Source organism: Telluria sp. ZB4P36 (assembly GCF_059685865.1).
In genome coordinates, this window is the sequence record NZ_JCASIE010000010.1 from 152,234 (window position 1) to 166,766 (window position 14,533).

General features: G+C 67.5%; 9 protein-coding genes. All 9 read left to right on the forward strand.

Annotated features, from left to right (window positions below):
* Positions 1-124: 124 nt before the first annotated feature.
* A complete protein-coding gene (locus tag AC56LK_RS14775) occupies positions 125-1,306 on the forward strand; it encodes a fumarylacetoacetate hydrolase family protein (RefSeq protein WP_497185249.1) in 1,182 nt (393 codons plus the stop codon).
* A 24-nt stretch (positions 1,307-1,330) separates the two neighbouring features.
* Positions 1,331-2,122, forward strand: coding sequence for a D-xylose 1-dehydrogenase (xylB, locus tag AC56LK_RS14780; RefSeq protein WP_497185250.1), 792 nt, complete (start codon positions 1,331-1,333; stop codon positions 2,120-2,122).
* Positions 2,119-2,997, forward strand: coding sequence for an SMP-30/gluconolactonase/LRE family protein (locus AC56LK_RS14785; protein ID WP_497185251.1), 879 nt, complete (start codon positions 2,119-2,121; stop codon positions 2,995-2,997). Before xylB ends, AC56LK_RS14785 begins: the two co-directional genes overlap by 4 nt.
* Positions 2,998-4,779, forward strand: coding sequence for an IlvD/Edd family dehydratase (locus AC56LK_RS14790; protein ID WP_497185252.1), 1,782 nt, complete (start codon positions 2,998-3,000; stop codon positions 4,777-4,779).
* A 121-nt stretch (positions 4,780-4,900) separates the two neighbouring features.
* A complete protein-coding gene (locus AC56LK_RS14795) occupies positions 4,901-7,303 on the forward strand; it encodes a glycoside hydrolase family 3 N-terminal domain-containing protein (RefSeq protein ID WP_497185253.1) in 2,403 nt (800 codons plus the stop codon).
* A gap of 146 nt (positions 7,304-7,449) precedes the next feature.
* A complete protein-coding gene (locus AC56LK_RS14800; protein ID WP_497185254.1) occupies positions 7,450-8,859 on the forward strand; it encodes a right-handed parallel beta-helix repeat-containing protein in 1,410 nt (469 codons plus the stop codon).
* Between the two features lie 3 nt (positions 8,860-8,862).
* The gene (locus AC56LK_RS14805) at positions 8,863-11,550 is read left to right on the forward strand and encodes an alpha-mannosidase (RefSeq protein ID WP_497185255.1); all 2,688 of its coding nucleotides are present in this window, start codon (positions 8,863-8,865) and stop codon (positions 11,548-11,550) included.
* Positions 11,551-11,749: 199 nt separating this feature from the next.
* Positions 11,750-13,420, forward strand: a complete 1,671-nt coding sequence (locus AC56LK_RS14810; protein WP_497185256.1) for a sodium:solute symporter family transporter — start codon at positions 11,750-11,752, stop codon at positions 13,418-13,420.
* A gap of 43 nt (positions 13,421-13,463) precedes the next feature.
* Positions 13,464-14,522, forward strand: a complete 1,059-nt coding sequence (locus AC56LK_RS14815; protein ID WP_497185257.1) for a UDP-glucose--hexose-1-phosphate uridylyltransferase — start codon at positions 13,464-13,466, stop codon at positions 14,520-14,522.
* Positions 14,523-14,533 lie beyond the last annotated feature (11 nt).

Genomic DNA, 14,533 nt, shown 5'->3' on the forward strand with positions numbered 1-14,533 from the left:
ACGATTTCGCAATCGGCCCCGAGAAATCATCAAAGTTCGATGTCGATGCCTGCGCTATCCTTTTTCGTCCCCGCCGGCCTGCGCCGGCCGCCATTGCAACACGGGCATCAGAAAAGGAACCATCATGACGAAGCATCAAGCGGGCTGCCTGCCCGCAGACCCGGACAAGGCGCTGCTGGTCGGCCGCGTCTGGCGTCCGGCCCCGCACGACGGCCCGGCGGTCGTGGCCGTGCGGCGTGGGCGCGTGATCGACATCACCGCGCACGCCGCAACCGTCGCCGGCCTGCTCGAACGCGACGACGTGGAGGCACTGGCGCGGACGGCCGCCGGAGAAGACCTTGGGGACGCCGAGCAACTGCTGCAGGCGGCCATGAAAGGCAGCAACGAACAGGGCTTGCGGCTGCTGGCGCCCTGCGACCTGCAGGCGATCAAGGCCTGCGGCGTGACGTTTGCAGTCAGTCTCCTGGAGCGGGTGATCGAAGAACAGGCCAAAGGCGATCCGGAACGCGCCGCTGGCCTGCGCGGACAGCTGCAAGCCTCGCTGGGCGCCGACCTCTCGGCCATCGAGCCCGGTTCGGAGGCGGCCATGCGCCTGAAGGCCGATCTTTCCGCACGCGGCCTGTGGTCGCAATACATGGAAGTCGGTATCGGCCCCGACGCCGAGGTATTCACCAAGGCGCAGGCCATGTCGGCGCTCGGACACGGCGCCATGGTCGGGCTCCATCCCGCATCGCACTGGAACAACCCCGAACCCGAAATCGTCCTTGCAGTGAACAGCCGCGGAGAGGCGGTCGGCGCTACCCTCGGCAACGACGTCAACCTGCGCGACGTCGAGGGCCGCAGCGCCCTCTTGCTCGGCAAGGCCAAGGACAATAACGGATCCTGCGCCATCGGTCCCTTCATTCGCCTGTTCGACGAAGGCTTCACGCTGGATACCGTGCGCGAGGCGGAAGTCGGCATGCAGATCGCCGGCGTCGACGATGGCTTTGAATTGTCCGGCACCAGCCGCATGCGCGAGATCAGCCGCGATCCGCTCGAACTGGTCAGCCAGACCTGCGGGGCCCATCACCAGTACCCGGACGGTTTCATGCTGTTCCTCGGCACGATGTTCTCGCCCATCAAGGATCGCGGCATCGCGGGCGCCGGCTTTACCCATCATCCGGGCGATCGCGTGAGCATCGCGACGCCTTCGCTGGGCACGCTCGTCAATACCGTCGGACGCAGCGACCAGATCGCGCCCTGGACCTTCGGCGTCAGGGCCTTGTATGCCAACCTTGCGCGCCGCGGCCTGCTCGCCGTGGCCTGAACGATCCCATCCGACAGAATACCCATGCCAGACGCCTCCATAGAAAAACTGGTGTACGCCACCTATCCCGACCTGTTCGACAAGCGCGTCGCCATCACCGGCGGCGCCGGCGGCATCGGCGCCGAACTGGTCGCCGCCTTCGCGCTGCAAGGCGCACGCGTCTACTTTCTCGACATCGTCGAGCAGGCCGCGCATGCCCTGGTCGCCTCCCTCGACGCTGCGCGGCACGCTCCGCGCTTCCTGCGGTGCGACCTCACCGATCTCGCCGCCCTCGAGGCCAGCTTTGCCGCCATCGAAGCCGAAGTCGGCGGCGTCGACATCCTGGTCAACAACGCCGCCAACGACGACCGTCACGAGGTCGCGGACGTCACGCCGGCCTACTGGGAAAACCGGATGGCGGTGAACCTGCGCCAGAAATTCTTCTGTTCGCAGGCCGTCATTCCAGGCATGAAACGCCGGGGGCACGGCGTGATCCTGAATTCCGGTTCCATTTCCTGGCACCTGGCATTGCCCCAGCTGAGCCTGTACATGAGCGCGAAAGCCGCCATCGAGGGCATGACGCGGGCGATGGCGCGCGACCTCGGAAAATACGGCATTCGTGTCAATACCGTGGTGCCCGGCGCCGTTCGCACCCCGCGCCAGGCGGCCTTGTGGCATACGCCCGACGAGGAAGCACGCATCCTTGCCGGCCAGTGCCTCCAGGCCCGGGTCGAGATGCAGGATGTCGCCGCACTGACGCTGTTCCTGGCGTCCGACAACGGACGCCGCTGCAGCGGGCGCGAATACTTCGTCGATGCCGGCTGGTACGGCGCATGAGCGCGACGACGCCCGTCTGCCTGTGGGAGGCCGGTGCGCTGCTGGGCGAAGGCGTGCTGTGGGACGCTTCCAGGAAATGCGTCTGGTTCGTCGACATCAAGGGCCGCCGCATCCACCGGTGCGCAGCCGATGGCGGCGGGCGCCGCAGCTGGGACGCGCCCGGGCAGGCGAGTTTCATCGTCCCCGCGCCCGATGGCGCGATGGTGTGCTCGCTGGAAGATGGCCTGTACCGCTTTATCGAGGCCACGGGTGAATTTCGCCGCTTGTACGAGGTCGAGGCCGACGAGGTCGGCAACCGCTTCAACGATGGTCACGTCGATGCGCAAGGGCTGTTGTGGTTCGGCTCGATGGACGATGCGGAACAGGCGCCTTCCGGCGCGCTGTACCGTTTCGACGGCGCCGACGCCGAGCGCATGGACACCGGATACGTCATCACCAATGGCCCGGCCGTCAGCCCGGACGGGGCAACGCTCTACCATACGGACACACTGGAAAAGCGCATCTATGCATTCGACCGCGCCCCCGGCGGGGCGCTCTCCAACAAGCGACTGTTCATCGAACTGAAGGACGGCGGCTATCCGGACGGGATGGCGGTCGACGCTGCCGGACAACTATGGGTCGCGACCTTCGGCGGCTGGCGCATCGACCGCTTCGACGCCAAGGGCAGCAAGCTCGGCGAAGTGCGCCTCCCCTGCGCCAACGTCACCAAGCTGGCCTTCGGCGGCGACGACCTCCGCACGGTCTTCGTCAGCACCGCCCGCAAGGGATTGTCGGCGGAAGAACTGGCGGCGCAGCCGCTCGCGGGCGGACTGTTCGCGTTCCGCGTCGAGACGCCTGGCCTGCCGCAACACGCCATGCACATCAAAGGACCTTGAGTGAGCCAAGCAAAGCACAAACGCCGTTTCCGTTCGCAGGACTGGTTCGACAACCCGGACCGCATCGACATGACCGCGCTCTACCTGGAGCGCTTCATGAATTACGGAATCACACCCGACGAGCTCCGCTCGGGCAAGCCGATCATCGGGATTGCCCAGAGCGGCAGCGACATCTCGCCCTGCAATCGGATCCACCTGGACCTGGCCAAGCGCGTACGCGACGGCATCCGCGACGCCGGCGGCATCCCGATGGAATTCCCACTGCACCCGATCTTCGAGAACTGCCGCCGCCCGACGGCGGCGCTGGACCGCAACCTGGCCTACCTGGGCCTGGTCGAGATCCTGCATGGCTACCCGATCGACGCCGTGGTCCTGACCACCGGCTGCGACAAGACCACGCCCGCCCAGCTGATGGCGGCCGCCACGGTCGATATCCCCGCCATCGTGCTCTCGGGCGGCCCCATGCTCGACGGCTGGTTCGAAGGTGAACTCGTCGGCTCGGGCGCCGCCATCTGGAAGGGCCGCCGCCGCCTTGCCGCGGGCGAGATCGACGAGGACAAATTCATCCAGATCGCCACCGCATCCGCCCCGTCGGCAGGCCACTGCAACACCATGGGGACCGCGTCGACCATGAACGCCGTGGCCGAGGCGCTCGGCATGTCGTTGACCGGCTGCGCGGCCATTCCCGCGCCCTACCGCGAACGCGGCCAGATGGCTTACGAGACCGGGCGCCGCATCGTCGCCATGGCGCACCAAGACCTGCGCCCCTCCAGCATCCTGACGCGCGAAGCCTTCCTCGATGCGATCGTCGTCAACGCCGCGATCGGCGGCTCCAGCAACGCCCAGCCGCACATCACGGCCATGGCGCGCCACGCGGGCGTCGAGATCACGCCGGAAGACTGGATGGAAGTCGGCTACGAAGTGCCGCTGCTGCTCAACATGCAGCCGGCCGGCAAATACCTGGGCGAGCGCTTCCACCGCGCCGGCGGCGTGCCTGCCATCATGTGGGAACTGGAGCAACAAGGCTTGCTGCGCTCCCGGCGCCCGACCGTTACCGGTCTCACCATGGCCGAGAACCTGGCCGGCCGCGAAAGCGCCGATCGCGAGATGATCCGCCCCTTCGATACCCCGCTCAAGGAGGCGGCGGGCTTCCTGGTCCTGAAGGGCAATTTGTTCGATTTCGCCATCATGAAGACCAGCGTGATCTCGGAATCCTTCCGCGCGCGCTATCTGTCGGAACCGGGCGCCGAGAACCGCTTCGATTGCCGGGTGGTGGTGTTCGAGGGATCCGACGACTATCACCACCGCATCAATGACCCATTATTGAGCATCGACGAGCGCACCATGCTGGTGATCCGCGGTTGCGGCCCGCAAGGCTGGCCGGGATCGGCCGAGGTGGTGAACATGCAGCCGCCCGACGCCCTGATCAAGCGCGGCATCACGGCCTTGCCGACCCTGGGCGACGGCCGCCAGTCCGGCACCTCGGACAGTCCGTCGATCCTGAACGCTTCGCCGGAAAGCGCGGCCGGCGGCAACCTGGCGCTGCTGCGCACCGGCGACATCGTGCGCGTCGACCTGAACACGGGCCGCTGCGACGTGCTGGTGTCGGACGAAGAGCTGGCCGCCCGGCGCATCGATACCCCGCCGCCGATCCCGCCGGACCAGACCCCCTGGCAGCAGATCTACCGTGCCAGCGTCGGCCAGCTGCATACCGGGGCCTGCATGGAACTGGCCCTGCCTTACCGGGGCGTCGGTCATGACATGCCGCGTCACAACCACTAACAAGCTTGCCTGGGCGCGGCCAGTCCATCGAAAAAGCGCAATCGCGCGGCGAAAAACGGCATTGCGGTCTTGCGTCGCGCCCGCCAGCATGGCAGGTAAGTCAGCTTCCCCAGGAGTCGAAGTGCCCCGTTCCCGCCGCCGTTTCCTGCAGCAAGCCGCTGCCCTGGGCGCCTTGCCCGCACTGAACCACGCCCATGCCGCCGGGCTGGACGTGCCGCCGGCAACGGCGCCCTACCGCGACCCGCGCCTGCCGGCCGGCCGGCGGGTGCAAGACCTGCTCGCGCGCATGACCCTCGACGAAAAGGTCCATCAGCTGCAGTGCGTATGGAGCGGCAAGAGTGCCATACAAAGCCCCGACGGCAGCTTCTCGCCCGACAAGGCAACGGCGCGCTACCCGCACGGCATCGGCATGCTGGCGCGCCCTTGCGAACGCCAGGTCGACGTCGCGGCCGACGTGATCGGCGACACCGGACGCGACGTTCACCGCGATGCGGCCGACACCGCGCGCTACTGCAATGCGGTGCAGCGCTGGGCGCGCGAGCATACGCGCCTGGGCATTCCGCTACTCCTGCACGAAGAAGCCCTGCACGGCTATGCGGCGCGTGACGCCACCTGCTTCCCCCAGGCCATCGCGCTCGCCTCGTCCTTCGATCCTGACCTGGTGGCCGAGGTATACGGCGTCGCGGCGCTGGAAATGCGTGCACGCGGCGCCAGCCTGGCGCTGGCGCCGGTGCTGGACGTGGCGCGCGATCCGCGCTGGGGCCGGATCGAGGAAACCTATGGCGAAGATCCGCTGCTGTGCGCGGAGATCGGCAAGGCCGCCGTGCGCGGCTTCAGCGGCGATACCATGCCCCTGGCGCCCGGCAAGGTGCTGGCCACCCTGAAGCACTTCGCCGCCTACGGCCAGCCCGAGAACGGCACCAATACCGGCCCGGTCTCGGTGGGCGAACGCGTCTTGCGCGAAGAGTTCCTGGCCCCCTTCGAGGATGTGCTGGCAAGCACCCGTGCGGCCGCCGTCATGCCCTCTTATAACGAACTGGACGGCATACCGGCACACGGCCATGACTGGCTGCTGAACCGCGTGCTGCGGCAAGAGTGGCAATTCAAGGGAATCGTGGTGGGCGACTACGGCGGCGTCGGCAACCTGGCCGGCCGCTTCAAGGTCGCCCCCGACCTGGAAGCGGCCGCCGCCATGGGGCTGGCAGCCGGCGTCGACGTCGATACGCCCGATGCGCGCGCTTTCCAGAAACTGGCCGAGGGCGTGCGCGCGGGCCGCATCGACATCGAACTGGTCGACCGGGCGGTGGCGCGCGTACTGCGGCTCAAGTTCGAAGCCGGTCTGTTCGAGATGCGCGACCCCGACCCCGCGGCGGCCGAGGCACTGACTGCCGGCCCGCGCGCCCTCGCGCTGGCGCGCAAGGCGGCAGCCCGCTGCGCGGTCCTGCTCAAGAATGAAGGTCGGCTGCTGCCGCTCTCGCCCGCCAAGGTGGGCCGCATGCTGGTGGTGGGCACGCATGCGCGCGACACGCCGATCGGCGGCTACTCGGGTTTGCCGCGCAAGGTCGTCTCGGTGCTCGAAGGCCTGCAGGAGGAAGGCGCGCGCGCCAGCTTCTCGGTGAGCTACGCCGAAGGCGTGCGCATCACCGAAGAGCGGATCTGGGGCCAGGACCGGATCAACTTCACGCCGGGCGAGGTCAACCGGCGCCTGATCGCCGAGGCGCTGCGGGCCGCCGCAGCGGCCGACACCATCGTCATGGTCCTGGGCGACAACGAGATGACCGCCCGCGAAGCCTGGTCCGACCGTCACCTGGGCGACCGCCTCGGCCTGGACCTGCTGGGCCAGCAAAACGAGTTGGCACGGGCCATGCTGGACCTGGGCAAGCCGGTGGTCGTGCTCCTCCTGAACGGCCGCCCCTTGTCGGTCCGGCTGCTGGCCGAGCGCGCCCCGGCGCTGATCGAAGGCTGGTACATGGGCCAGGAAACCGGCCATGCCGTGGCCGACCTGCTGTTCGGCCGGGTCAACCCGGGCGGCAAGCTGCCGGTCAGTATCGCGCGCGACGCAGGCCAGCTGCCGATCCACTACCGGCGCAAACCGGGCGCCCGGCGCGGCTACCTGGACGGTTCCACCGATCCGCTCTATCCGTTCGGCTTCGGCCTGTCGTACACCAGTTTCGACATCGGCGCACCGATCCTCGCGCGCACCAGCATCCGCGCCGGCGAGCCGGTGGAAGTGCGGGTGGAAGTGGCCAACACGGGTTCGATCGCCGGCGACGAAGTGGTCCAGCTTTACCTCAGCCCCGAAGGCGGTCCGGTCACGCGCGCCACGCTGGCCCTGCGCGCCTTCCGCCGGGTCAGCCTGGCGCCGGGGCAGCGCAAGCTGCTGTCCTTTACCCTTGGCGCGCACGACTTCCACGCCTGGGACCGGGCCATGGTGCGACGCGCTGCGGCGGGCACTTACCACGTGCGCGCAGGGGGCAACAGCGCGCAGCTGAAATCGGCGGCCTTGACAGTACTGCCTGCATGAAATTTTATGAAATTTCAAAAGCCTTTTATGAATTGGCGTATTCGCCCCTGCTCTTGCAGCAGTGGGACTCGCCGCACTCCTATAATCGGCGTGCTGTCCCGACAGTACCCGACCGACCGATTGACCCATCACCGACGACTGAACCCATGCGCTTCCGCCCAACCCTGACCACGCTCTTCCTGCTTGTTTCCTGCATGAGCGCAAGCCTCGCGCATGCGACCGACTGGTATGTCTCGCCGAGCGGCGACAACAGCCGCGACGGACGAACGGCGGCCAGCGCCTTCCGCACCCTGCAGCATGCCGAATCGGTGGTGCAGCCCGGCGACGTGGTGCTGATCGGCGGCGGCGACTATACCAGTGATCCGGCCGCCGACATGAACGACGGATCGGCGCTGCTGAAGATCACGAAGAGCGGGCGACCGGGCGCCTGGATTACCTGGAAGGCGGCCCCCAAGGCACGCCCGGTACTGCACCCGCGCGGCTGGGCCGGCATCCAGGTCGAAGGCTCGTACCACGTCATCGAAGGGCTCACCCTGGTCGGCGCCAACGACGAGATCGCCCTGGTGCGCGCGCTGGAAGCTCCCAAGAAAGCGAAGAAAGACCCGTACTTCAACACGAACGGCATCCTTGTCGAAGGCCGCCGCGCCGGCGCCGACAGCAAACCGCACCATGTCGTGATCCGCAACAACAGCGTCTCGAAGTTCCCGGGCGGCGGCATCACGGCGATCGAAGCCGACCACGTCACCGTCGAAAACAACGAAGTGTTCGACAACGCCTGGTTCATGGAGTACGGTGGATCCGGCATTACCTTCCTCACCAACTGGCAGTTCGACGATGCCCCCGGCTACCACATCGTCGTACGCGGCAACAAGGTGTGGAACAACCGCACCATGGTGCCCTGGTCCAAGATCGGCAAGCTTTCCGACGGCAACGGCATCCTGCTGGACGTAACCGATCAGCTTGGGGGTTCCGGCGGCGGGGCCACCAACCCGAACGCCGATGCGGTAGTGCAGCCCGCCGCCGCGACCAGCACCGCGGAAGTCGCGCCCCCTCCGTCCGTACCCAGGGGCAAGCGCCCGGTCTGGACTGCGCGCGCCCTGATCGCCAACAACCTGTCGGCGTTCAACGGCGGCTCCGGCATCCACACCTTCCGTACCGCCCACGTCGATATCGTCAACAACACCACCTACTGGAACGGCAGCGTGGTCGATTACCAGGAGCTGTTCGCCAATCGATCGGACGACGTGGTCATCATGAACAACATCATCGTGCCGCGCCCGACCGGCAAGCTGACCTCGAACAACCGCAACACCAATATCCGCTGGGACTGCAACCTCTACCCGGCTGACCAGGACGTGTACAAGGGCCCGGGCGACATCGTCGCCGACCCGCAGTTCGTGAAGGTCGCGCGCGACCTGCGCGATGCCGACTTCCGCCTGCGCCCAGGCAGCCCCGCCCGCGATTCGGCCTGCGGCGAGCCGACCCAGGCTGCCGACCTGTCCGGCAAGAAGCGCCCGCAGGGCAAAGGGCGCGACCGCGGCGCCTACGAGCAGTAAGCGATGGGCATCGTGACGCTGCCCGCACGGGGCCGGCTGGCGCTCGCGCTGCTGCTTGCGTTGTCCTGCACGGCATCCGCGGCGGGACCGGCCTACCCGAAGGCGCCGACACGCCTCTACCTGGCCAACGACGAGCACACCGACTACATGTGGAGCACCGACGAAGCCAGCTACGGCGGCATCTTCGTCGACCTGCTCGACCACCACCTGCGCCTGGCCGACCGCACGGCCGGGCTGGCTGCGCCCTACCGCAACCGTTTCAATACCGATGGCAGCATGTGGCTGTGGGAATACGAAAAGCGCAGGGGCCCGGAGAAATTCAAGCGCCTGATGGCAAGGGTCAAGGACGGCAGTATTTCCTCGCCCCTGAACGCCCTCGTATCGGCGTATGGCGCCCAGCCCGCGGAAGCCGTATTGCGGGGCCTGTACTATGCGGGCCGGCTGGAGCGGCGTTTCGGGGTCCGATTCCAGCTGGCTTCCGCCACCGAGAATCAGACCTTGCCGCTCGGCCTGGCCTCGCTGTTTGCCGGCGCCGGCGCACGCTATCACTGGCGTGGCGTATGCGGCTGCGCGAGCCACCTGGACAACAAGGTCCTGGCCGAGCGGCCCAGCGAGATCTACTGGTACACCGGCCACGACGGCCAGCGCCAGCTGATGAAATGGTATTCGCTCGGCCCGTACAATATCGGCGGCTACTGGGAAGCCGGTTTCCCCGACAAGGCCATCGACTGGGTCGACAGCGATCCGGGTTTCCGGCGCCGGCACGTCGATCCGGCCACCGGGCAACCCTACTCGATCGTCGGCCTGTTCGGCTACGGGGGCGACGATCTGGCGCGCAAGCCGGGCGTCAGGCCGCCTCCTCCGATTCCCGAGGTGCCCGGGCTGCAGGGCGTGCCCTCGAACGCCTTCACCCCACACTTCCACCAGATCGCGCAGCGCCGCTCGAGCCCGCGGCGCCAGGTGATCGTCTCGAATGAACTGGACTATTTCGCCGACTTCGAAGGGCGGTACGGCGCCGGCCTGCCCTCGCAAACGCTCACCTATGGCAACGAGTGGGACCTGTATTCGGCCTCGATGGCCGAGACCTCGGCGCGGGTCAAGCGCGCCGTCGAGAAGCTGCGCGCAGCCGAACTGCTGGCCAGCCTGGTCAGCCTCAAGTATCCGGCCTTCATGGACCAGCATCGCGGCGCGCGCGACCAGGCCTTCATGGACCTCGGCCTGTACTGGGAGCACGACTGGACCGCGGACGGTCCGGTGACCCGCGGCCAGCGCGCCGGCTGGCAGGAACGCCTGGCGGCCTCGATCGAATACTACGTCAACGGCCTGCATGCGGACGGCATCGTGCGCCTGGGCGGCATGATGCCGCGTCCGGACAAGGGCGCGCAGCGCTTCTTCGTCGTCAATCCGCTTGGCTGGGTGCGCGACGACGTGGCCGACTTCCCGTATCGCGGCCCCGCCGGCGTCATCGTGCGCGAAGTGGGCACGGGACGCCCGGTGCGCAGCCAGGTGGTCGAGCGCGACGGCAGGCGCGTGCTGCGCATCCTTGCCGAGCAGCTGCCATCGGCCGGCTACAAGACCTACGAGATCCTGCCCGGACCGGGCAGCGGGAAGGACGGTGCCGCCGCCAGCTTCGCCGACGGCGTGTTCTCCAATGGCCGCGTACGTCTGCAGGTGGCGCGCGACGGCGCCATCCTGAGCTACAAGGATGAACGCGGCCGCGAGCTCGCAGCCACGATCGACGGCCGCGCCCTCAATGACCTGGCCCCCGGCAGCGACGAGGGGGAGGAACTGGTGCTGGAATCGGCAGGGCCGGTCTCGGCCACGCTGCGCGCCACCAGCCGCGCCGGCCTGCCGCACACGACCCGCATTACCTTGTACCGGGACAGCGGACGCATCGATATCGACAACGAGATCGACGCCAATTTTTCCGACAACCGGTACTGGGGATTCAGTTTCGACATCGATGCGCCGCAGGTCAGAAGCGAGGAAGTCGGCGCGATCAACTACAACCAGCTCGCGTCGAAGGGCGGCGACTACGCCGACACCCACGCGCGCTATGACCACATCACGCTGAACCACTTCGCCGACATCACGGCGGGGGACGGCCGGCGCGGCGTCACGCTCTCCAACCCGGACCTCGCCTTTGCCCGGCTCGGGCGCAGCAGCATCAGGCAGCTCGACACCTTCACCCCCCAGATCAACGTGCTCGCCGGCGGACAGGTGGACGGTCCGGCGCTCGGCATCCAGCACCAGAACGGCAATCGTCATTTCCTGCAGCGCTTCGCGCTGCGCGCCCATACCGGCTACGACCAGGCGGCCGCGATGCGTTTCGCGCTGGAGCACCAGAATCCGCCGGTGACTGGCGCCATCATCGGGAAGCCGGAGAAGGCCGCCAGCGCGCAGTACCCCGAACCATCCTATTCGCTGCTCCAGAACGACAACCCCGACGTCATGCTGTGGGCGCTGAAGCCCGCCGAAGACGGCATCCGGCAGGGTCTGGTGGCGCGCTTCTGGAACCTCGGCGAGAAGCCGAACGGCACGGTCGTCCGCCTGGAGACCGGTATCGCCCGCGCCTGGCATGTCAGTCACATCGAGACCGACGGCGCGCCGCTGGCGCTGTCCGGAGGCCGCGCCGGGCTCACGTTCAGCCGCCAGCAAATGCGGACGGTGCGCCTGCTGCAGCGGCGCTGAGGTGCAGGCGCGCAGCCATCCGCGCGGGTCCCGTGACCGGGAACGACTTTCCATAAGGGTCTAGCAAAATTCGCAATAGCGCCGAGGTGTCGTCTGGCGATACTCTCGGGTCTTTGGCAGATGGCGACCCGCGTCGCCATCGCCTTCCCTGCGGCGGGCATCTCCGTGTCCGGCCGCGCAGTGCTATCGCCGACCACTCATGACTCCATTCTCCACGCTCGACACAGTCGTATTCCTGTTCTACTTCATCGTGATCGCCGGCTACGGCACCTGGGTGTACCGGCGCAAGAAGAGCAGCTCCGGCAGCGCCTCCCAGGATTACTTCCTGGCCGAGGGCTCGCTCACGTGGTGGGCCATCGGGGCCTCGCTGATCGCTTCCAACATCTCGGCCGAACAGTTCATCGGCATGAGCGGCTCCGGGTTCAAGATCGGCATGGCGATCGCGGTCTATGAATTGATGGCGGCCGCCACCCTCATCATCGTGGCGGTGTTCTTCATGCCGGTTTATCTGAAGAACCGCATCTACACCATGCCGCAGTTCCTCGAGCAGCGCTATGGCAGGACCGTCGCCACCACCATGGCCGTGTTCTGGCTGGGCCTGTACGTGATCGTGAACCTGACTTCGATCCTCTACCTCGGCGCGCTGGCGATCAGCAGCATTGCCGGCCTGAACGTGTTTGCCTGCATGCTGTTCCTGGCGGTATTCGCCACCGTCATCACGCTCGGCGGCATGAAGGTGATCGGGTATACCGACGTCATCCAGGTCCTGTGCCTGGTGATCGGCGGCCTGGTCACCACCTGGATCGCGCTCGACCTGGTCGCGACGCTCGGCGGCGGCCAGGGTGCGGTGCGCGGCGCCAGCGAACTGTTCCTGCGCGCGGGCGAGCATTTCGACATGGTGCTGTCGCGCGACAATCCGAACTACATCGACCTGCCGGGCCTCTCCACCATCATCGGCGGCATGTGGATCGTCAACCTGAACTACTGGGGCTGCAACCAGTACATCACCCAGCGCGCCCTCGGCGCCGACCTGCCTACCGCCCGCAAGGGCCTCCTGTTCGCGGCCTTCCTGAAACTCCTGATGCCGGTGATCGTGGTCCTGCCGGGCATCGCCGCCTACGCCCTGGACAAATCGGGCATGCTCGGCGGCGCCATGCGCGAAGGCGGCGAACTGGTTCCGGACCGCGCCTACCCGGCCCTGCTCGCCATGCTGCCGGCCGGCCTCAAGGGCATCGCCTTCGCCGCACTCACCGCAGCCGTCGTCGCCTCGCTGGCCGGCAAGGCGAACAGCATCGCCACCATCTTCACGCTCGACATCTACCGCAAGCACTTCAAGCCGCAGGTGAGCGAGACGCAGATGGTGTGGATCGGCCGCGTGGCCGTGGTGGTCGCCATGGGGATCGCCGTGCTTATCGCACCGCTGCTGGGAATCGACAAGAAAGGCGGCTTCCAGTACATCCAGGAATACACCGGCTTCGTCTCGCCCGGCATCCTCGCCATGTTCCTGCTGGGCTTCTTCTGGCGCACGACGACGGCGGCAGCGGCGATGTTCGCCACAGTCGGCGGCCTGGTGTTCTCGATCGTACTGAAGTTCCTGCCCATGGTAATGGACCTGAGCTTCCTCGCACCGATCGGATTCTCCGTTCACGTCGGCAACGGCGTCTACGAGATCCCCTTCCTCGACCGCATGCTGATCGTCTTCCTGCTGGTCGTTGCGGGCATGGCCCTGATCAGCACCGTCGGGCGTCGCGACAGCGCGCTGCGCACGATGCACCTGGACCGCAGCCTGTTCCGCGTCGACGGCGGCTTCGCCCTGGGTTCGGCCGTGGTCTGCGTGCTGCTCGCCACGATCTACGGAACCTGGTGGTAGGCCAGGCATCCTTGCACGAAACACACTGTCAGAAAGGCTCACCATGTTCGACCCATCGGAGCACCCGCATCGCCGCCGCAACCCGCTGACCGGCGACTGGGTCCTGGTCTCTCCTCACCGCGCCAGGCGCCCCTGGCAGGGGCAGCAGGAAGCCGTCGACCGCTCGCCCAGGAGGCAGCACGATCCCGACTGCTTCCTGTGCGCCGGGAATACACGCGTCAACGGCGAGCAGAACCCGGATTACGGCGGCACCTATGTGTTCCCGAACGACTTCGCGGCGCTCATGCCCGACACCCCCGATGCGCCGGATGGCGGCGACCCGCTGTTCCAGAACATGGGTGCGCGCGGCACCAGCCGCGTCATCTGCTTCTCGCCGGACCACGGCAAGACCCTGCCCGAACTGCCGCTCGCGGCGATCCGCGGCGTCATCGACACCTGGTGCGCGCAGTCGGCCGAACTGGGGGCAAGCCATCGCTGGGTGCAGGTCTTCGAGAACAAGGGCGCCGTCATGGGCTGCTCGAACCCGCATCCGCACGGACAGGTCTGGGCCACCAGCTTCCTGCCCGGCCTGCCGACGCTCGAGGACCGCGAGCAGCGCAGCTATTTCGCGGAGCATGGCCGTCCGCTGCTGCTCGACTACGCGCAGCGCGAACTGGCCGCGCAGGAGCGGGTCGTGGTCGCTACCCGGCACTGGCTGGCGGTCGTTCCCTACTGGGCCGCCTGGCCCTTCGAAACCCTGCTGCTGCCACGTTTCCCGGCGCGGCGCCTGGAGGACCTGGACGCGGCCCGGCGCGCCGACCTGGCGCGCGCGCTCAAGGAGCTGACCACCCGTTACGACAACCTGTTCACGTGCTCCTTCCCGTATTCGATGGGCTGGCACGGCGCACCCCATGGGAACGGCGACGCCGGCGCCTGGCAGCTGCACGCCCACTTCCATCCTCCACTGCTGCGCTCGGCCTCGGTGCGCAAGTTCATGGTCGGGTTCGAGATGCTGGCCGAAGCCCAGCGCGACCTGACTCCGGAGCAGGCCGCGGCCCGCCTGCGCGCCGTGTCGGACATTCATTACCTCGACGCCGCCTACCCGGGCGACGCATCCACCTGAACGCTTGACTG